Raw genomic sequence first — 20,053 nt, 5'->3', positions numbered from 1 at the left:
ACAGTCGGGTTTAGCAAAAAGTGCGGGCTGCATCATAGCAAAGGTGCGGCGCAATGACACGCCCCAAACCCCTGCCCTGCCTAGCCGATCTTATTTTCCAGCGTCTCTTCGCGCTTATCCTTGACGCAGTCGAAGACCTCGTCGCGCAGCTCCGGCAGATCCTTGGCGCAGTAGTCGCTGCCCAGCCGACTGAGCGCGCCGCACATGTCTTCGAGACGACCGTCCACAGCCTGCAGGTGATCGAGCAACTGGCCGATGGCTCGCGCGACCGGGTCCGGCATGTCGGCACTGACGCCGTAGGCATCGAAGCCCAGCTTCTCGGCCATCGCCTTGCGCTTGGCTTCGGTCTCATCGTCGGACTTGACGATGATGCGCCCCGGGATGCCCACCGCCGTCGCGCCTGCTGGCACGGCCTTGGTTACCACCGCATTGGAACCGATCTTGGCGCCTGCACCGACGGTAAACGGGCCGAGCACCTTGGCGCCCGCCCCCACCACCACGCCATCTTCCAGCGTCGGGTGACGCTTGCCTGCGTTCCAACTGGTCCCGCCCAGAGTCACGCCCTGATACAGCGTCACGTCATTGCCGATCTCGGCGGTTTCACCGATGACGATGCCCATGCCATGGTCGATGAAGAAGCGGCGACCGATGCGCGCCCCCGGATGAATTTCGATGCCGGTCATCCAGCGACCGAAATTGGAGACCACGCGAGCCGGCCATTTCCAGCCCTTGCCCCACAGAATGTGCGCGAAGCGGTGCAGCCAGATAGCGTGCATGCCCGGATAGCAGGTCAGCACATCGAACGCGTTGCGCGCGGCCGGGTCACGATGGAACACACTTTGAATATCTTCTCGCAGACGCTCGAACATCACTGATCCTTCCGCTTGTAGGGTTCACCGCGCGCAGCTTTCTGGGTTTCGGTCAGGATCCCGCGCAGAATGCTGAGCTCGGAATGCTCCACTTCGCTGCGGCCAAAAAGCCTGCGCAGGCGCGCCATCAGGTGACGCGGCTTTTCGGGATCAAGGAAACCGATCGTCACCAGCGTGGCTTCAAGATGGCCATAAAAGCCTTCCATTTCATCCATGGTCGCCAGCTCGGCGTTGTGCGCCATTTTCGAGGGCTCGTCATGAGCGGGCTGCTCGGAAGCCGCCAGCCAGGACATACGCACTTCATAGCTGAGCACCTGCACGGCAGCAGCTAGGTTCAACGAGCTGAAGCCCGGGTCGGAAGGGATATGCACATGGAAGTGACAACGTTGCAGCTCTTCGTTGGTCAGGCCTGCGTGCTCGCGACCGAAGACCAGTGCCACCTCGGCGCCCTGCCCGGCCTGCTCGACAACCTTCACGCCCGAAGCGCGAGGGTCCAGCATCGGCCACGGCAGACTGCGATCACGGGCACTGGTGCCGAGCACCAGACGGCAACCCGTCAGCGCCTCTTCCAGCGTGGCGACCACCTGCGCGCCTTCCAGAATATCGGTGGCACCCGAGGCGCGGGCGTCGGCATCAGGTGAAGGGAAGATCCGCGGATCGACCAGCACCAAACGCGAAAGCCCCATGTTTTTCATGGCGCGAGCCGCCCCGCCGATATTTCCGGGATGGGTAGTGCCGACCAGGACAACACGAATGTTCTGCAACAAAGCGAACGCTCACTGACGCGAATTAGGGGGGCAAATCTTACAGAAACGCCCGGACTAACGCTATGAACCTGTTTAAGCCGGGCAGCCTTTGAGCACACGGAGCCGTGATCAGAAATGGGCTTGAACCCGACAACCGTTACAACGCAAGGCTGGAAATAATTCGACGCACCCAATAGAATGGCCGGCTCTCTTTAACAACCTTAGGTGAATTGTCCATGCAGCCCATGCTGAATATCGCGCTGCGCGCCGCCCGCAGCGCCAGCGAATTGATTTTCCGCTCCATCGAGCGCTTGGATACCATCAAGGTCGACGAAAAAGAAGCCAAAGACTACGTCTCAGAGATCGACCGTGCGGCCGAGCAGAGCATCATCACCGCGCTGCGCAAAGCCTACCCGACCCACGGCATTCTGGGTGAAGAAAGCGGCATGCACGAAGGCAGCGGCGAAGGCACCGACTACCTGTGGATCATCGACCCACTGGACGGCACCACCAACTTCGTTCGCGGCATCCCGCACTTCGCGGTCAGCATCGCCTGCAAATACCGTGGTCGCCTCGAACACGCTGTCGTCCTTGACCCCGTCCGCCAGGAAGAATTCACCGCCAGCCGTGGCCGTGGCGCCGCCCTGAACGGTCGTCGTCTGCGTGTCAGCCAGCGCAAGAGCCTTGAAGGCGCGCTGCTGGGCACCGGCTTCCCTTTCCGCGACAACCAGATGGACAATCTCGAAAACTACCTGGGCATGTTCCGCAGCCTGGTTGGCCAGACCGCAGGCATCCGCCGCGCAGGCGCCGCCAGCCTGGACCTCGCCTATGTCGCAGCCGGTCGTTTCGACGCGTTCTGGGAGTCGGGTCTGTCCGAGTGGGACATCGCTGCAGGCGCCCTGCTGATTCAAGAAGCAGGCGGTCTGGTCAGCGACTTCACAGGCGGTCATGACTTCCTGGAAAAAGGCCACATCGTTGCCGGTAACACCAAGTGCTTCAAAGCCGTGCTGACTGCAATCGCACCGCACCTGCCGCCTTCGCTCAAGCGTTAAGCGACAGACGTAAAAAAACCGGCGAAAGCCGGTTTTTTTATGCCTTGCAGAAGCTCGGCTGACTTACTGGGCCTGACCCAGAATCAGCTGACCGTTCTTGTCGACAGGAATCTGATTGCCTGGATCACGCTCCATACGGACCTGACCCACTTTCTCATTCAACTTGTACTTCACGTTGTAGCCTACAACCTTGTCGCTCACGTCGTTGACTGTTGTGCAACGGTTCTGCGTCGTGGTGTAAGTGTCACGCTCCTGCATACCTTCCTGAACCTTGTTACCGGCATAACCACCACCGACCGCACCTGCGACCGTTGCGATCTTTTTGCCGTTACCACCACCGATCTGATTACCCAGCAAACCGCCGGCTACAGCACCGATGACGCTACCTACGATCTGGTGCTGGTCCTTGACCGGCGCCTGACGGGTAACGGTTACGTCCTTGCAAACTTCGCGGGGAGTTTTGATCTGCTGGTTGATCGGCTCTACAGCCAATACGTCCGCATACTCAGGACCACCCTTGACCAGGCTATAGGTGGCAACGGCACCGCCAGCAGTTACTACAGCAGCACCTAATACAACACCAACAAGCATAGACTTGTTCACGTGAACCTCCTGACCCAATCGAAACGCAGCATGACTGCGCAATGCCTAGCCTTGGAGCATAAAAAAAGGCGCGAGTTCATCACTCGCGCCTTTTTTATGACAACTGGCTATCAGGGCAGATCATCCGCCTTCTCGACCACCACCGGAGGAATGAGATCCTCGGTGGTCAGGTTCAGCCAGATCAGCACCACGTTGGCGATGTAGATCGACGAGTAGGTACCCGCCAGCACACCGATGAACAACGCAATGGAGAAGCCTTCCAGGCTGTCACCACCGAACACCCACAACGCAACGATTGCCAGCAGCGTGGATATCGATGTCGCCATGGTGCGCAGCAGCGTCTGGGTGGTGGAGATGTTGATGTTCTCGATCAACGACGCCTTGCGCAGCAGACGGAAGTTCTCGCGAACCCGGTCGAATACCACGATGGTGTCGTTCAACGAGTAACCGATGATCGCCAGCACTGCCGCCAGCACCGTCAGGTCGAAGGTGATCTGGAAGAACGACAGGATACCCATCGTCACGACCACGTCGTGGATCAGCGACACGATCGCACCGACCGCGAACTTCCACTGGAAGCGGAACGCCAGATAGATCAGTACGCCACCGAGCGCCAGCAGCATGCCGATACCGCCCTGGTCACGCAGCTCTTCACCGACCTGAGGACCGACGAACTCGACGCGCTTGACCACCGCCGGGTTGTCAGCACCCGACTTGCGCAGCGCCTCCGCTACCTGCGTGCCCAGCTGCGGGTCTTCACCCGGCATGCGCACCAGCAGGTCGGTGGTTGCACCGAAGCTCTGCACTACTGCATCGTGATAACCGGCCTGGACCAGTTCCTGACGGACCTTGCCCAGATCGGCCGGACGCTCGTAGGTCAGCTCGATGAGCGTACCGCCGGTGAAGTCCAGTCCAAAGTTAAGCCCTTTATGGAACCAGCTGAACAACGCCAGTGCGGTAAGGAGCATGGTAACGGCGAACGCGATATTGCGAACGCCCATGAAGTTGATGGTACGTTTCATGGCAGCCCCTTAAATCCACAACTTCTTGAAGTCACGACCGCCATAGATCAGGTTGACCATTGCGCGGGTCACCATGATGGCTGTGAACATCGAGGTAAAGATCCCGAGCGACATGGTCACCGCAAACCCTTTGACGGGACCGGTGCCCATCGCGAAGAGAATGCCGCCGACCAGCAGCGTCGTCAGGTTGGCGTCGAGGATCGCCGTGTAGGCACGATCGAAACCTTCGCTGATTGCGCGCTGAACCGTCATGCCGTTGGCGATCTCTTCACGTATCCGCGAGAAGATCAGCACGTTGGCGTCCACCGCCATACCCATCGTCAATACGATACCGGCGATACCCGGCAGGGTCAGCGTTGCACCCAACAGCGACATCAGTGCCAGCAGCATGACCATGTTGAAGGCCAGCGCCACGGTCGCGATCAGACCGAAGAAACGGTAGATGGCCATGATGAACAGCGACACGAACAACATGCCCCACAGGGAAGCATCGACACCCTTGGTGATGTTGTCAGCACCCAGGCTCGGACCAATGGTGCGCTCTTCGGCGAAGTACATCGGTGCCGCCAGACCACCGGCACGCAACAGCAGCGCCAGCTCGGACGATTCGCCCTGACCGTTCAGGCCCGTGATACGGAACTGACTGCCCAGTGGCGACTGGATGGTCGCAAGGCTGATGATCTTCTTGTCTTCCTTGAACGTCTGGACCGGCACGTCTTTCTCGACGCCGTTGACCATCTGCTTGGTGAAAGTAGTGGTCGGACGCTGCTCGATGAAGATCACCGCCATGCTGCGACCCACGTTGCTGCGGGTTGCACGACTCATCAGCTCGCCACCGTGACCATCAAGGTTGATGTTCACCTGCGGACGACCGTGCTCGTCGAAGCTCGCCTTGGCGTCGGTTACCTGGTCACCGGTGATGATCAGGCCACGCTCCACCGCTGCTGCCGGACGTCCGCCTTCGCGGAATTCGAACATTTCGGTGGTGCCTTTCGAATCGTCGGGACCTGCGCCCAGACGGAACTCGAGGTTGGCGGTCTTGCCCAGAATACGCTTGGCCTCTGCAGTGTCCTGCACGCCAGGCAGCTCAACCACGATGCGGTTGGCACCCTGACGCTGAACCAGCGGCTCGGCAACACCCAGCTCGTTGACCCGGTTACGTACGGTGGTCAGGTTCTGCTTGATGGAGTATTCACGAATCTCGGCCAGCTTGGCCGGGGTCAGCGCCATGCGCAGCACGGGAATCCCGTTCAGCTCGGCAGGCGTGATTTCGAAATCGGTAAAGGTCTTGCGTACCAGCGCACGAGCCTGCTCGCGCTCTGCATCGTCACCAAAGCCCAGCTGAATCACGTTACCCAGCTGCGGCAGGCTGCGATAACGCACCTTTTCCTTGCGCAGCAGCGCCTTGACTTCGCCTTCGTAGACTTTCAGACGGGCATCGATTGCCTTGTCCATGTCGACTTCCAGCAGGAAGTGCACACCACCGGACAGGTCGAGGCCGAGTTTCATCGGAGTTGCGCCAATATTGCGCAGCCAGTTCGGCGTGGTGCGGGCCAGGTTCAGCGCGACGACATAGTCATCACCCAGCGCCTTGCGCACGACATCCTTTGCCGGCAACTGGTCTTCCTGCTTGCTCAGACGCAACAAACCGCCTTTGCCATTCTCGGCCAGAGAAGAAGCCTTGACCGGGATCCCGGCATCGGTCAGCGCCTTGGCTGCACGATCCACATCTGCCTGGGTGACCTGCAACGCAGTACTTGCGCCACTGATCTGAATGGCCGAATCGTCAGGGTAGAGATTGGGTGCGGAATAAATAAAACCGACCACCAGCACCGCCAGGATCAGTACGTATTTCCACAGAGGGTATTTGTTCAGCATCACGCCGCCCGCTTAAAACGCGGGGCGCCTTGCGCGCCCCGTCGATGGGTAAAAGTTGGTACTCAGATCGCTTTCAGGGTGCCTTTTGGCAGAGTGGCTGCGATTGCGCCCTTCTGGATTTTCAACTCAACGGTGTCAGACACTTCGATCACGACGAAATCGTCGGTCACTTTGTTGATCTTGCCGGCGATGCCGCCGCTGGTCACAACTTCGTCGCCCTTCTGCAGGTTGCCCAGCAGGTTCTTCTGCTCTTTGGCGCGCTTGGCCTGTGGACGCCAGATCATCAGATAGAAGATGACCAGAAAGCCAACCAAGAAGATCCACTCGAAACCGCTGCCCGCAGGACCGGCAGCCGGTGCAGCAGCATCCGCAAAAGCGGGAGAGATGAAAAAGCTCATGTGTCGCTCCAAGTTACATAATTAGTATAAAAAAGCAGGAAAAACTCGTTCTGTTTCAACCCAGAGGCGGCGTGGGAATTCCGCGTTTGGCATAGAAGGCATCGACAAAGGCGGCCAATGTACCCTGTTGAATAGCCTCGCGCAAACCAGCCATAAGCAGCTGGTAGTGCCGCAAATTGTGGATCGTATTGAGCATGCTCCCCAGCATTTCGTTGCACTTGTCCAGGTGATGCAGATAAGCGCGCGAGAAGTTCTTGCAGGTGTAGCAGTCGCAGGTCGGATCCAGCGGCGAATTGTCATGCCGATGGAACGCGTTGCGAATTTTCAGCACACCGGTATCAATGAACAAATGACCATTGCGGGCATTGCGGGTCGGCATCACGCAGTCGAACATGTCGACTCCGCGGCGAACACCTTCGACCAGATCTTCCGGCTTGCCTACTCCCATCAGGTAACGGGGTTTGTCAGCCGGCATCTGGCCCGGCAGATAATCCAGCACCTTGATCATCTCGTGCTTGGGCTCGCCCACCGACAGACCGCCAATGGCCAGGCCGTCGAAACCGATCTGGTCCAGACCTTCCAGCGAGCGCATGCGCAGGCTTTCATGCATGCCGCCCTGAACGATGCCGAACAGCGCAGCGGTGTTCTCGCCGTGAGCGATCTTGGAACGCTTGGCCCAACGCAGCGACAGCTCCATGGAGATGCGCGCCACGTCCTCATCGGCCGGGTACGGCGTGCATTCGTCGAAGATCATCACGATGTCCGAACCCAGATCACGCTGAACCTGCATGGACTCTTCCGGCCCCATGAACACCTTGGCACCATCGACCGGCGAGGCGAAGGTCACGCCCTCCTCCTTGATCTTGCGCATGGCGCCCAGGCTGAACACCTGAAAACCGCCGGAGTCAGTCAGAATCGGACCCTGCCACTGCATGAAATCGTGCAGGTCGCCGTGGCCCTTGATGACCTCGGTGCCCGGACGCAGCCACAGGTGAAAGGTGTTGCCCAGAATGATCTGCGCGCCGGTGGCTTCGATGTCCCGTGGCAGCATGCCCTTGACCGTGCCGTAGGTGCCCACCGGCATGAACGCCGGGGTCTCGACCACGCCACGGGGAAAGGTCAGGCGACCGCGACGGGCCTTGCCGTCGGTGGCCAACAACTCGAAAGACATACGACAGGTGCGACTCATGCGTGATCCTCTGGTACCGATTCCTGTGGGGCCGTCGGCGCGGGATTGCGGGTGATGAACATCGCATCACCGTAACTGAAGAAGCGGTACCCGTGCTCGATGGCAGCCGCGTAGGCCGCCATGGTCTCGGGATAACCGGCGAACGCCGAAACCAGCATCAGCAGCGTGGATTCGGGCAAATGGAAATTGGTCACCAGCGCATCAACCACATGAAACGGTCGGCCTGGATAGATGAAGATATCGGTGTCGCCGCTGAACGGCTTCAGCACACCATCGCGCGCCGCGCTTTCCAGCGAACGCACGCTGGTGGTCCCGACCGCGATCACCCGCCCGCCACGCTCACGGCACGCGGCCACGGCATCGACCACGTCCTGGCCCACTTCAAGCCATTCGGTGTGCATGTGGTGGTCTTCGATCTGCTCGACACGCACCGGCTGAAACGTCCCCGCGCCGACATGCAGCGTGACGAACGTCGTCTCGACGCCCTTGGCGGCAATCGCCTCTAGCAGTGGCTGATCGAAATGCAGACCCGCCGTCGGCGCCGCCACAGCACCGGCGCGCTCAGCGTAAACAGTCTGATAGCGCTCACGGTCCGCGCCTTCGTCCGGGCGGTCTATATAAGGAGGCAACGGCATATGCCCGACACGGTCGAGCAACGGCAGTACTTCTTCGGCGAAACGCAACTCGAACAGCGCATCATGCCGCGCCACCATCTCGGCCTCCCCGCCGCCGTCGATCAGGATCGACGAGCCCGGCTTGGGCGACTTGCTGGCGCGCACATGCGCCAGCACGCGATGGCTGTCCAGCACGCGCTCGACCAGAATCTCCAGCTTGCCGCCAGAGGCTTTCTGCCCGAAAAGACGCGCAGGAATGACGCGGGTATTGTTGAACACCATCAAATCGCCAGGGCGCAAATGCTCAAGCAAATCAGTGAATTGACGATGTGTCAGCGCGCCGCTCACCCCGTCCAGGGTCAACAGACGACTACTGCGACGCTCGGCCAGCGGGTGGCGAGCAATCAGGGAATCCGGGAGATCGAAGGTAAAGTCAGCGACGCGCATGATGGGGTTCGTTTAGCAGGGCCGGGAAGTTTATCCGGTTTGGCGGAATTAGTAAAAAACCAACGCAAATCCCTGTTGACCAACGGAAAACCGATCCCTATACTTCGCCGCCATTGAGCCCTGATGGCGGAATTGGTAGACGCGGCGGATTCAAAATCCGTTTTCGAAAGAAGTGGGAGTTCGATTCTCCCTCGGGGCACCAAAATTGAAAAAGACCTTGAAATTCAAGGTCTTTTTTTTCGTCTGGTGGAAAGTGGTTATGACGCAATCACGGGTTTGTCCGCCTCTGTAAAAACCACCAGGCAATTCCCAATGATGCTTTCAGTGCCAAACCGGGAATTTTCGACAGCTTGTTAAAGGGAAGTGCAGGACATGGATGCCAGGCAAATCGAATTTCAACTGCCCGAAGTCATTGCTGACCTCTGGAAAGCACAGCAGACACTGGCTGCTCATTATGTCAGCACAGGCCGGCACCAAGGTGCTGAGTCTTGCCGCCATTCAACTGTTGGCGCTGGAAGTGAATCCGCTGGATCGTCTTCCGCTGAAGGCCCATGCAAGCTTTCCAAATCCTGACATGACGCGCTGAACTACTGCTAGGCTCAACTGCCCCGTTCTACTCCTTACATTGCCCATCGGTATAATCACCGCAGAATGGACCTAAGGACAGCCCAGTGAACAAGATCGTTTATGTAAAAGCCCACTTCCGCCCTATCGGTGAAGAAGTCACCGTCAAAGTGCCCACGGGCGAGATGACGTGGGGGCTGTTCGGTACGAAAGAAGAGACTCGGAAAGAGAAACAATGGCAGCAAACCGGTTGGTCGGACTGCGAGATTGATGGCGAGCGGCTGTCGAAAGATATCGAAGAAGCGGTGGCGCAGCTCAATGCTGACGGTTATGAGATTCAGACCATCTTGCCGATCCTGTCGGGTGCCTATAATTACGAATTCAAGTACGAGAACGTAAAATTCCCCGAACAAATAGGCGCACCGGGCGGAGGCTGGGGGTATGGCTACGGGTATGGTTTCAGCTTCACCGAAGGCGTCACCTTGATCGCCAGGAAAATTCAGAATCCTGCTGCATAACGACCAGGCGCTACAGTCGTCCTAAAGAAGTGCGCTTGCCCCGATTACTGGCAAGCGCATCGCACCCTTATAGACCTGATCGCTTCAGGCGCAGCTCAACCAAACCCTTTCAAGCGCTGGATACATCCGGATCACTATTTTTTCGCGTGTGGCGGTACTCCGACGTTGTATTTGTCCGTGCTGTGGTCATTGTCCTGATCGGTGTCGTTGCCGCCAAATGCGGCGTCGGTGCTGTGGTCGTTGTCCAGATCCTTGTCATTACCGCCAAACGACGCGTCGGTGCTGTTGTCGTTATCGAGGTCGCGGTCTGTGCCTCCAAATGAGGCATCGGTCTTGTTGTCGTTGTCCATGTCCTTGTCATTGCCACCAAACCTTGCGTCGGTGACGTTATCGTTGTCGAGATCCTTGTCATTACCGCCGCACGTGGCGTCGATAATGTGATCATTGTCGAGGTCGCAATCGTTAGCCGCGAACGCGGGTAATGAAGTGCCTGCGATCAAGGACGCGAGCAGAAAACCGCCGATCTTTGCAGCCAGATTCTTACGCATGCGCATCAGGTATTTTCCAAATGGATAAGGGGAAGTGGTTACTGAATCTGGTCCATTAACGTTGCATGTGGCGTGCAAATACCCCTTCCTGAATTTCCGTTTTTTAGCAGCTCATCAATTGCGCTGCGCCTTGCTGCCTACCTCTACTCACGTCGCTGTCTCTGAAAAACCGGTCACCGGTGTTTCGGGGAGTCGCGGATGATTTGACTGGCATTTCGGCGAATTGCTTGCGCGACAGGTGATGAGTTTTCTATTGCATGGAGAACGAATCGATACATTTATCCGCTTTCGGCTGGCGTTCCATAGAGCATCCAGTCCGCAAGGGTGATCGGTAGGAAAGGCTTCTGGATGAAGGCTTGCCGCTGCGTACCTGATCATTGCTGAGCAAATCTCATGTCTGCATGAGCTTTTGGGTGGGTAACCTTTTCGAGGAAAAGCCAGTAGCCTGCTCACATACCTGGCAACGGTCCAACGCATAGGCACCCAGTAAAGGATCAAGTATTCGACAGGCAACAAAGGTTCAGCGTATGACTATTACCTCAATCAATACTCTGGAGATCAGTTTTCTGGAAAGTCCGAGACATGATGTCGAGGCATTGTTGCTCAAGCACATCGAGCAATTGAACAAGGCGCCGGGCTGTTTGAGCTATGCGCTGAGCAGGAGCACAAAGAGCACCGCTCGCTGGATCGTCAGCGGTTATTGGTCGAATGAAGGACAAATGACCGATCATTTCTGTACGGTTGAAATGACTGAGTTCATTGATGAACTCATCGACGCCGAGGCCAATATCGCGTTCGCTCGCTTTTCGGCCAATACCGATATTACGGCCTGACCCCGTTATACCCGCCAACTTGAACAGCTCGACCGGGCTTTGACACGCCTGTCAGAAATGCACGCGCACGATTGAAAGGTTATTTCTCGCCACACCCACTCTTTTTATATAAAGGTTTTAACATGAAGTTCTTGAAACTTGCAGCGTTCGTTGTAGCTATATCAGGCCTGGCTGGATGTGCAACTACAACGCCTGAGCCTGACAAAGGTAATGCCATCGTTCATATTGAAGCTCAGGTGGGTGATGAGATGAACGCACGACGCCTCGATACGAGACCTGCCGAGAGTCTGTCCCATTTCGAAGTCTCGCCCGGCAGGCACTCAATGGAACTGGGTATTGTGGCGAGGGGTTATCAGAAGAGTCAGCGCCGTTGCGTGGCAACGCTTGAGTACAACAGCTTTGTCGCCGATGCGTTTTATACGCTGATCGAAAGCAGGTCGGGCACTGAAGTCAAAGTGACGCTGATTGACAGCAAAGGCAATACGCTGGCTCAAACGGAACAGGTGCCTTGTTTATAAGGCTTTAGGCTAAAGACTTGAATGTCTTTAAGTGCCGCACTTGCAGGACGGAGGCCGGATTCTTCTATAGGATCTGCCTCTGTGACAGTCGAACATTGAGGCAACTGGCCGATGCGTATACAAGAGGTGCCCACTGAATGGGCCCCTCTCATGTGTACCCGCGATCAATGCGAGTACACAACACTCTTTTATGCCTAAAACCTCACAACCTGAAAGCCGGATTGTCAGGATTATATCCAGCGGTCTTAAAAGCATTACGCAGCTTTTTCTCAAGTGGAAGCCGACTGGTGTCTGCCAGTGCAGACGAGATTATCCTGGCACGAGACATTCCGTGGCTGGTGTCATCGCGCGGCACACGCTCGGCGTAGCACAACCCTTTGCCCAAGGATTGCATTCCAGCCGGCGTATGATTGATAAACGCATCGGGCGGGAGCAGTGTTTTAAGCTCTTTTACAACGGCTTGTGCAGAGGACAAATCTGCCCCCACATAGAAAATCGCAGCGTCTGTGGTCGTGCCAATCTTCCCGGGACCTGCCACTTTGGAAGCTATGATATCGGTATTATCTGCGGTCAGCTTTACCACTGCGTCGACCATCGCTTGGTGAAATTCAGGTTTGACGTTCACCGTCAGGCGCGCTTTGAGATCCTCAGTATCGGGTCGCTCACCTGAACGTTCAATTCTGTAGTATTTGTTTGCTGCAGCGGGGTCGTTCTTCATGAAGTCTTTTGTGTATCTTTTCAAGACAGGGCCATGAAGGTGATCCAGATTCTGCGGCCAAATACTGATGCCGTTGTCCTGACCGTTAAGTTTGTACATATGCGCCAGACATGCTCGATGCTCGGCAGATGGCATCTCCTTTACACGCGGGGCCTCTTTTGAGTAGATTTGATAAATATCATTAACGTGCGACACGCCTTCGGACTTTGCCTTTTTGGCCCACTCCAAAAGGCTGCTGTTTACAAGTCTGCCGTCAGGCTGCTTGTTTTTCTGAACGGACGTGGCGGCCGAGCTGCTTTGACCTTCCTCAATGTTCAACCGCGCAGGGTCAAAACGAGTCCCCCCCTGCCTTATAAGACGGGGGCCGGAAGAGGCTCGCTTGTCATTGAGTACCTGCGCGATCTGATCGGATTGACTGCCGGACCCTCCGCTTAACCCTGCATTTTTGAAAAACCTACCCATCTTCGACTGTTTCTCAGAACATTGAAGAGTCGGGTCATCATTGGCAGCCGCACGAATCTGATAGCATTTGCCACCCACCTCAAGTTCGCCATGTGCCTTCAGCGCCTGAACATCCACCTCTGAATGTCTAAGTGCTTCGACGCTAGCAAATCGCGTTTGTATCGGGTTCATGATTGTTCCTCTTTTAACGCGCGTCGCGCCACGTTCTTATCCATTCCACCAGTGCAGCGATCTCATGCTTGAGCGTCACCACACTCACTTTCTCTCTGGGAACGGCTTTAAAGGCGAAATACAGGTCGCTGCCTGCATCCCAACCAAGCCCTGGCCCGTCATTGACCAGAGGGTTAAGTGCGCCGCTTAACAATGTCCTCAATGGCAAATCAGGGGAAACGTCCATCAGTCCGATTAGCAACAGCCGCTGATGTGTCTGATCGCACACCATTTTCAGCGCGATATCTTCGTCGATCATCAGGTCGCAAGCGCCTTGATCGTTGAATGTCAACGGTTGCATTGCCAACGACGTCGACAAGTCTGTAAGCATCGTTTGATATAACAAGTTGCTCATTGAATTACCTACAACAATGTGGAGGGTGTAAACGTGGCGCAGGTCAATGAGTCCGTTCGATGACAGGGAATTTCTGGCACCTGCTCAATGTTCTTTCAACAGGGCGGAAGGCAAGGCCGCTCCGCTTCTTCATGGCATCAATGCGCCTTCGCAATCCCGAACTGATCCAGCACCGGATCCACGTTATGGTCGAACGCTTTCTGCGCTTTGTGCTTTTTGACGGCATCGATAATCATTGAAATCCCGAAGCCCAGCGCCATCGCGCCGTCAATCGCCCAGCCGATGACGGGGATCGATGCACCGACTGCCATGCCGGCAGCCATACCGGCTGCTTCGCCGGCAACCATACCCACAGCGCGCCCGACCATTTGCCCGGCCATACGGCCAAGCCCGACCGAGGCTTCGCGGCCCAGCAACTTGGCACCGGCGTCGACTCCGCCCTTGATTGCCTGCGCGCCGTATTTGGTGCTGTCGTAGATCGCTTGCGCCGCACCCAGTTTGTCGCCGTGGGCGAGCATGTCCTTTACGGACATAAATCCCATGACAGACCTGAGCATTTTCGGCCCGCCACCTGCGAGGAGTTCGCTCGCCAGAGCGGATGCCTGGCTCTCGTCGGTCTTGCCTTCCAGCAGCTTGCGCCCTTTCTTGGAGTCCTGCAGTTCGCGAACCGTGGAGTTGGCGTAATCCTCTTTCACACTGTCGGTGACGTCGCTGGACAACACGCTGTCGTAGGCCGCCTTCTGGCCAGCCATCATTTGCATAGCCTGTTCGCCATCGACTTTTTTCTGGCCAAGCAGCTGCTTGAGTGCACCACCGTTTGCAAAGTTGTTCGTGTACGAGTCTTTGATCGTCGACTCCAACTGAGGATTTTTGCTGACGACGTCACGAGGGTTCGGCACCTGCGTGTCGGGGAAAAGGTCATGCTGTAACTGCAACTGGGCGGACAGGCCACTGATGGCGCTGCTGTAATCGGGGTTGGGGTTATGCTTGTTGACGGCTTTGTCGGCGGTTGCCATATCGGTCTGTAACGCCTGACCGCTGTTGACGCTATCAGCCTGCTTGACGCACGCATCCTTGAGCGCTGAATCGCTGCTTACCAGCCTGCGCTCCTCCTTGGGAACGCTGTCATTAAGGAAGGCCTGCACATCGGGATCAGCCTGCAACTTCGCAATCCGATCCGTAAGCCCCTGCTCGGTATTTTCCGTATCGCGCAACTCGCGCCCTGCAATCACGCTTTGCTGTGTCTGTTGCAGCTTGATCATCACCGCCGCTTTCTGGGCGCCGGTGTACGCTGTCGGATTATCAAACACGTTCGCGTTCAGCTTGCTGATGTCGATACCATCCACCGAGTTGAGCGTGGCGGCGTCACTGAGCATGCTCGCGAACTGGCCGCCGTTGGTGGGGGCGCTTTTCTTGATCCACTCACTCAGGTTTTTTGCATTGAACAGTTTATCGGGGCTGTGTGCAGCCTTGGCACGGCCCTTCATTCCCGCCTCATCGAGCTGGCCAAGAAAGCCCGCTTGCGACCAGGTGCTGCACGACTGTTTGAGCGCCCCGGAAAGCCCGGGGTTATTGGCGGCCAGGTTCTTCAGATCATCGGCCCCCACGTTGTCATCGACCTTGGTCTGACCCTCGACACCCAGCTCATTGTGAGGATCGGCAGCCTGGGCCAGCGGCATGTTGGCGCGCATCACGGCGGCATTACGCACCATTTCCAGGGATTGCGGATCCGCGTTCGGATTGTCCTTCTGGTAGTTCTCCACGTCCTTGTCAGCACTTTTGGCAGCCTTCTCCATATTCTTGGCGAAGGTTTTCAAGTCCTTGTTGGTGATCTTGCCATCGGCCGTGCCGCCCTGCGCGGTGTCCACTGCGGTCTTGAGCGCCGGATTGTCGTTGATGAACTCCATCGCTTTCGCCGCATCAGGGCCGTCCTCTCTAGCCATCCATGCGGCGGCGATAGGCCGATTCAGCTCCTTGGCCGCTTGCTCGCGCTGCTCCGGGGGCAAGTGGGCAACCATCGGTGCCCAGCGTTCGAGCGCTTCAGGGGAGGAGAATCTGGAGTTATCAAGAAAGGCCGCGTCATCGGCTTTGGGCGCATTGGCCGAATCAGAGGCTTCGCTGCTGGCGGTGCTGTTGACCGACGAAAACGAGCTGGAGCGTGAGATGTCTGAGAAATCAGAGAAGGAGCCGACGTCGCTGTTGGCAGACGCACCGCCTGGAGAGAAGAATGAGGCGACGGATGAGGCGGTATCGTCGGCACTGGTGAGCAGGTCCGAAAGGCTCTGACCCGACTGACCAAACTCCACGCCTGCGCCCTGAGTGCTCAGGTTTCGGGCAACCGGCGAAGCGTCCGCCAGCTCACCAGTGGGTATTGAGGACACATTACCGCTGAAGCTGGAAGAACCGGTTATACGCATGAAAGTCGCCGTCCAAAAGTGAAGGGTTGATCACTGTGTGGCTGACGACGCCAGTCGGTTCCAGCTCCCGCATTAAATGTGTCTTTTCAGGCAAACGGGTCGATGTGCTGTTTCAACTGGACACGGGCGCGTGAAAGCCGCGAACGCACCGTTCCGATCGGCACACCCAGGCTGCTGGCCGTGTCCTGATAGTTGCCGTCCATCTCCAAAGAGACTTCAAGTACCCTCTGCATGTTTGAAGGCAGGCAGCCGATGGCCTGGATAACGCGTACCAACTGCCGATGTCCGTCTACCTGATGGCCAACATCACCATGGCCTTCCAGCTCGGAGTGAACCTCGTCTTCCCAGCTCTCCTGATAAGGCTGGCGATACATTTTGCGAAAGTGGTTGCGGATCAGGTTCAGCGCGATACCGCACAACCAGGTTTGCGGCTTGCTTGCATGCTGAAATTTATGTTCGCTGCGCAGGGCTTCAAGAAAGACGCACTGCAGGATGTCGTCCACATCGTCAGGGTTCATCACGCGCTTCTGAATGAAGGCCCTGAGCATTTGGATCTGGTCCTGAGTCATCTGTCGCACACCCGCGTGAGAAGAAGACTGGCGGGATTGAGTCTTATCGAGAATCACAACGCTTGGGAACATGGGGGCTACCCTGAGTAATGGTGTACAACCCCTATAGCGATAACCGTGCCACACAAAAAATCAAATTAACTAATTGATTTATATAAAATTTAAAAATCTTGTAACTCTTTGAAATACATTTTTTTGCGCAACCCCCACGTTTTCAAGAGCAGCTTTTGGCACAACTGACGTGCCTCTTCTGATAAGGGAACTGAACCGACTCAACGACCCACTCAGCGGTCATGATCAGGCTCAGAACCTTCCTATGAAAATCGTTGCCCCGCCTATATTGCCAACCCATCCGGTCGTCCCGACCCGTGTTGTGGTGCCTGCTGCGCGGCCGATCCCTGTCCCGGAATCTCACAGCGAGGGGACATCGTCCCAACAGGTTTCGCGGTTCAGGGCTGCACTGGTGCAACAGAGCCGGATCCTGCGCCAGCGAGAACTGATCGCCAGCAGAAACGCCCTGCAGTCACGTGCCGTCAAGCTGAGCGAGCTCTATCAACTGCTGATGAATGAAGAGGACACCGGACTCGATAACGCCGCCAGGGGGTTGCGCAAAAAGCTGGCGCAGGACGACTCGTCTGAAATCGAGCAGGTGCTGGAATTTTCCGAAGATGACGCCGCCAAGGCGTACGTCGTGCTCCAGGCCGCACGCAAGCAGGCTGAGTCCGAAGGCAGTCCGCACGAATACGAAATGTTGACCGACAGGATTAAACAGCTGCGACGCAAGTTTGGTGCGCATGCCCGGGCAGGCATCAATACCGCCAAGGCCTTCGGTCGCCAGAACGCGGATAACAAACGCCGCACAGCCCTGCGCAATCTGTACAGCGTCGCGGTCAGCGGCCAGCCGAACATCACCGGATTGATCGAAGCGTTGATCAGCGAGCAGGAAGAACCCGGACAGTTCGACCTGAATCTTCGAGATATGCGTATCGCGATTGCCGACGACCTGTCGGCGATCAAGCCATCCGCCTCTCATGAACAACTGCGCACGTTGATGCACGGCCTGACTACCGCACGTCACGTGGCCACCTTGCTGCGTGGGTGCGAACACTTGCTGGGACGGATGCGCAACAAGAATCCCGACCTGAAGGTCGATCCTCCGGCGTTTCTCAAACACCTGCTGACCCTGACGGCCAATGGCATGAATGTGAACCAGACGCTGCAACTGACCCAGCATATCGGGGGTGAGCACCTCAAACACCAACTGGCCTTTCTAAACGGTTTGCGCCCGATGCTCATGCAATTGCCCATCTTGCTCTGGCGAGACCTGAAGAGCCGTCAGACCGCGTTGAATAACCTGCTGGTCCTGATGAGCGATCTCACTCAACAGGAACAGAAGCAGACGTACAAGGGAATCGCCTGATGAATAGAGTCATCAATCTGTTGAACGGCGTGGCGCTGGCAGCCATGCGCCGCTCGGAACTGGTCGGCGCGTTCTTCGTGATCGCCATCGTGTTCATGATGATCACTCCCCTGCCAACCGGCCTGGTGGACGTGCTGATTGCCGTGAACATCTGCATCTCCTGCTTGCTCATCATGCTGGCGATGCACCTGCCCAGGCCGCTGGCGTTTTCGACGTTCCCGGCGGTGCTGCTTCTGACCACCATGTTTCGCCTGGCGCTGTCGATCTCCACGACCCGTCTGATTTTGCTCAACCAGGATGCCGGACACATCGTCGAAGCCTTCGGCCAGTTCGTGGTGGGCGGCAACCTTGCGGTGGGTCTGGTGATCTTCCTGATCCTGACCGTGGTCAACTTCCTGGTCATCACCAAGGGTTCAGAGCGTGTCGCTGAAGTTGGTGCGCGCTTCACTCTGGACGCGATGCCCGGCAAACAGATGTCCATCGACAGTGACTTGCGCGCCAACCTGATCAGCGTCCAGGAAGCGCGCAAACGTCGGGCCGAACTGAACAAAGAGAGCCAACTGTTCGGTGCAATGGACGGTGCGATGAAGTTCGTCAACGGCGATGCCATCGCCGGCTTGATCATCGTTGCGATCAACATGATTGGCGGTATCTCCATCGGCGTGGTGCAACACGGCATGACGGCGGGCGACGCTCTGCAGCTGTACACCGTACTGACCATCGGCGACGGCCTCATCGCGCAGATCCCGGCGCTGCTGATCTCGGTCACCTGCGGCATGATCATTACCCGCGTCCCCAACGCTGACGCGGGTGCGGAAGCGAACATTGGCCGCGAGATCGCCGAGCAGATCACCAGCCAGCCAAAAGCCTGGATTATCGCCTCCGTGGCCATGCTCGGCTTTGCTGCGCTGCCCGGTATGCCGACCGGGGTGTTCATCACCATCGCTATCATTTGCGGCGCGGGTGGTTTGCTGCAATTGCAACGGGCCAAACCCAAGAAAGCGCAGGACGGTGCGGTGGCCGTGGCCCCAGAGATGAACGGTAAGGAAGACTTGCGCACGTTTGCACCCAGCCGCCAGTTTGTCCTGCAGTTTCACCCGAGCCAGAACCTGCAGCAGATCGAGGCGCTGGTCAGCGAGATCAGACAGCGTCGCAATCGACTGGTGATCAACTACGGCCTCACCCTGCCCTCTTTCATCATTGAACAGTCACAGCATCTGCAACCGGACGAATTCCGTTTCACGGTGTATGAAGTGCCGCTGCTCAAAGCCACCTTCAGCCAAAGCCACGTAGCGGTGAGCGCTCGTCAGGTGAACGGCGAAAACATGCCCTCTGCCATTCCCGGCAACACGGACCGCCAAGAGGAACAATGGGTCTGGATACCGGCCGACGCGCCTGAACTTCAAGACAACCCACTCAATGGCGTGAGCGCCATGACGCTGATCATCGAACGCATGGAGCGCGCGTTGCAGGCTTGCGGGCCGCAGTTCATCGGCTTGCAGGAAACCAAGGCCATCCTCGGCTGGCTGGAGAACGAGCAGCCGGAGCTGGCCCAGGAGATGCAGCGGGTACTGACCCTGACGCGATTCTCTGCTGTCCTGCAACGCTTGGCTGCGGAATGCGTACCGCTGCGCGCCATCCGGGTGATCGCCGAAACCCTGATCGAGCATGCCCAGCACGAGCGCGATGTCAGCGTGCTGACCGACTACGTGCGTATCGCCCTCAAGTCGCAGATCTACCACCAATATTGCGGCACCGAAGGTCTGCTGGTCTGGCTGTTGACGCCGGAAAGTGAAGGATTGCTGCGCGACGGCTTACGCCAGACACAGACCGAAACCTTTTTTGCGCTTGGCAACGAGGTCAGCCAGATGCTCGTGCAACAACTGCACATGGCGTTCCCTTTGCGGGCGCCCGAGCAGGCTGTTCTGTTGGTCGCGCAGGATTTGCGCAGCCCGCTGCGCAACTTGCTCAAGGAAGAGTTCTACCACGTCCCGGTGTTGTCTTTCGCCGAAATCAGCAATGCGGCCAAGGTCAAAGTCATGGGTCGTTTCGACCTGGAAGATGATCTCGAGCCGTTGGATAACGAGCATGCGGCCTGAGCCT

At 57.3% G+C, this 20,053-nt stretch carries 20 protein-coding genes and 1 tRNA gene; 8 read left to right on the top strand and 13 right to left on the bottom strand.

All coding sequences use genetic code 11. The annotated features are described in order from the left end of the window. Positions 1–80 precede the first annotated feature (80 nt). Together cysE and trmJ are read right to left on the bottom strand one after the other, a co-directional pair. Positions 81–869: a serine O-acetyltransferase gene (gene cysE / locus AC0IXS_RS21025; protein ID WP_029241759.1), complete on the bottom strand. Its 789-nt coding sequence runs from the start codon at positions 867–869 to the stop codon at positions 81–83. Further along, positions 869–1,636, bottom strand: coding sequence for a tRNA (cytosine(32)/uridine(32)-2'-O)-methyltransferase TrmJ (trmJ, locus tag AC0IXS_RS21020; protein ID WP_122422728.1), 768 nt, complete (start codon positions 1,634–1,636; stop codon positions 869–871). The genes cysE and trmJ overlap by 1 nt, the downstream gene beginning before the upstream one ends. 215 nt (positions 1,637–1,851) lie before the next feature. On the opposite strand from trmJ, the gene suhB reads away from it, so the two are divergent. Then, positions 1,852–2,667, top strand: a complete 816-nt coding sequence (gene suhB / locus AC0IXS_RS21015) for a type III secretion system regulator SuhB (protein ID WP_004878727.1) — start codon at positions 1,852–1,854, stop codon at positions 2,665–2,667. Positions 2,668–2,730: 63 nt separating this feature from the next. Here suhB and AC0IXS_RS21010 read toward each other — a convergent pair whose 3' ends face one another. From AC0IXS_RS21010 to queA, 6 genes are all read right to left on the bottom strand, one after another. Next, the gene (locus AC0IXS_RS21010) at positions 2,731–3,270 is read right to left on the bottom strand and encodes a glycine zipper 2TM domain-containing protein (protein WP_004878725.1); all 540 of its coding nucleotides are present in this window, start codon (positions 3,268–3,270) and stop codon (positions 2,731–2,733) included. Between the two features lie 110 nt (positions 3,271–3,380). Then, on the bottom strand, positions 3,381–4,292 hold the full coding sequence (gene secF / locus AC0IXS_RS21005) for a protein translocase subunit SecF (RefSeq protein WP_122553979.1): 912 nt from the start codon (positions 4,290–4,292) through the stop codon (positions 3,381–3,383). A 9-nt stretch (positions 4,293–4,301) separates the two neighbouring features. Continuing rightward, a complete protein-coding gene (gene secD / locus AC0IXS_RS21000) occupies positions 4,302–6,170 on the bottom strand; it encodes a protein translocase subunit SecD (RefSeq protein ID WP_029241757.1) in 1,869 nt (622 codons plus the stop codon). A 62-nt stretch (positions 6,171–6,232) separates the two neighbouring features. Then, positions 6,233–6,568, bottom strand: a complete 336-nt coding sequence (gene yajC, locus AC0IXS_RS20995) for a preprotein translocase subunit YajC (RefSeq protein ID WP_002552468.1) — start codon at positions 6,566–6,568, stop codon at positions 6,233–6,235. A gap of 55 nt (positions 6,569–6,623) precedes the next feature. Beyond that, complete coding sequence (gene tgt, locus AC0IXS_RS20990) at positions 6,624–7,739, bottom strand: tRNA guanosine(34) transglycosylase Tgt (RefSeq protein WP_004878719.1); 1,116 nt, start codon at positions 7,737–7,739, stop codon at positions 6,624–6,626. 14 nt (positions 7,740–7,753) lie between these two features. Further along, on the bottom strand, positions 7,754–8,818 hold the full coding sequence (gene queA / locus AC0IXS_RS20985) for a tRNA preQ1(34) S-adenosylmethionine ribosyltransferase-isomerase QueA (RefSeq protein ID WP_471825590.1): 1,065 nt from the start codon (positions 8,816–8,818) through the stop codon (positions 7,754–7,756). 117 nt (positions 8,819–8,935) lie between these two features. Between queA and AC0IXS_RS20980 the strand changes: the two genes are divergently transcribed. The 3 genes from AC0IXS_RS20980 (at position 8,936) to AC0IXS_RS20970 (ending at position 9,900) form a co-directional block, all read left to right on the top strand. Further along, a tRNA-Leu gene (locus AC0IXS_RS20980) sits at positions 8,936–9,020 on the top strand. A gap of 174 nt (positions 9,021–9,194) precedes the next feature. Continuing rightward, the gene (locus AC0IXS_RS20975) at positions 9,195–9,404 is read left to right on the top strand and encodes a hypothetical protein (protein WP_057409062.1); all 210 of its coding nucleotides are present in this window, start codon (positions 9,195–9,197) and stop codon (positions 9,402–9,404) included. Positions 9,405–9,489: 85 nt separating this feature from the next. Then, complete coding sequence (locus AC0IXS_RS20970) at positions 9,490–9,900, top strand: hypothetical protein (protein ID WP_057409063.1); 411 nt, start codon at positions 9,490–9,492, stop codon at positions 9,898–9,900. A 134-nt stretch (positions 9,901–10,034) separates the two neighbouring features. Here AC0IXS_RS20970 and AC0IXS_RS20965 read toward each other — a convergent pair whose 3' ends face one another. Next, positions 10,035–10,454, bottom strand: coding sequence for an ethanolamine utilization protein (locus AC0IXS_RS20965; RefSeq protein ID WP_122667672.1), 420 nt, complete (start codon positions 10,452–10,454; stop codon positions 10,035–10,037). Positions 10,455–10,975: 521 nt separating this feature from the next. Between AC0IXS_RS20965 and AC0IXS_RS20960 the strand changes: the two genes are divergently transcribed. After that, the gene (locus tag AC0IXS_RS20960) at positions 10,976–11,281 is read left to right on the top strand and encodes a putative quinol monooxygenase (protein ID WP_057409065.1); all 306 of its coding nucleotides are present in this window, start codon (positions 10,976–10,978) and stop codon (positions 11,279–11,281) included. Positions 11,282–11,403: 122 nt separating this feature from the next. Next, positions 11,404–11,799 (top strand): PA0061/PA0062 family lipoprotein, encoded by a 396-nt coding sequence (locus AC0IXS_RS20955; RefSeq protein ID WP_471825587.1) that lies wholly within the window; start codon positions 11,404–11,406, stop codon positions 11,797–11,799. A gap of 202 nt (positions 11,800–12,001) precedes the next feature. Here the strand turns inward: AC0IXS_RS20955 and AC0IXS_RS20950 are convergent, their stop codons facing one another. From AC0IXS_RS20950 to AC0IXS_RS20935, 4 genes are all read right to left on the bottom strand, one after another. Further along, a complete protein-coding gene (locus tag AC0IXS_RS20950; RefSeq protein WP_057409066.1) occupies positions 12,002–13,150 on the bottom strand; it encodes a T3SS effector HopA1 family protein in 1,149 nt (382 codons plus the stop codon). A gap of 13 nt (positions 13,151–13,163) precedes the next feature. After that, positions 13,164–13,544 (bottom strand): type III secretion system chaperone, encoded by a 381-nt coding sequence (locus AC0IXS_RS20945; RefSeq protein ID WP_057409067.1) that lies wholly within the window; start codon positions 13,542–13,544, stop codon positions 13,164–13,166. Between the two features lie 137 nt (positions 13,545–13,681). Continuing rightward, on the bottom strand, positions 13,682–15,961 hold the full coding sequence (locus tag AC0IXS_RS20940; RefSeq protein ID WP_471825585.1) for an HrpF/NolX family T3SS translocon protein: 2,280 nt from the start codon (positions 15,959–15,961) through the stop codon (positions 13,682–13,684). A gap of 86 nt (positions 15,962–16,047) precedes the next feature. Beyond that, positions 16,048–16,602, bottom strand: a complete 555-nt coding sequence (locus AC0IXS_RS20935) for an RNA polymerase sigma factor (protein ID WP_057409069.1) — start codon at positions 16,600–16,602, stop codon at positions 16,048–16,050. Positions 16,603–16,846: 244 nt separating this feature from the next. Between AC0IXS_RS20935 and sctW the strand changes: the two genes are divergently transcribed. Then, on the top strand, positions 16,847–17,950 hold the full coding sequence (gene sctW, locus AC0IXS_RS20930; RefSeq protein WP_137202199.1) for a type III secretion system gatekeeper subunit SctW: 1,104 nt from the start codon (positions 16,847–16,849) through the stop codon (positions 17,948–17,950). Continuing rightward, complete coding sequence (gene sctV, locus AC0IXS_RS20925) at positions 17,950–20,049, top strand: type III secretion system export apparatus subunit SctV (protein WP_057409071.1); 2,100 nt, start codon at positions 17,950–17,952, stop codon at positions 20,047–20,049. The genes sctW and sctV overlap by 1 nt, the downstream gene beginning before the upstream one ends. The last annotated feature ends 4 nt before the right edge of the window (positions 20,050–20,053 follow it).

The sequence above is a fragment of the Pseudomonas sp. AC016 genome, assembly GCF_979253365.1.
The sequence above is the reverse complement of the archived record's forward strand: the minus strand, read 5'-3'. Positions and strand labels throughout refer to the sequence as shown.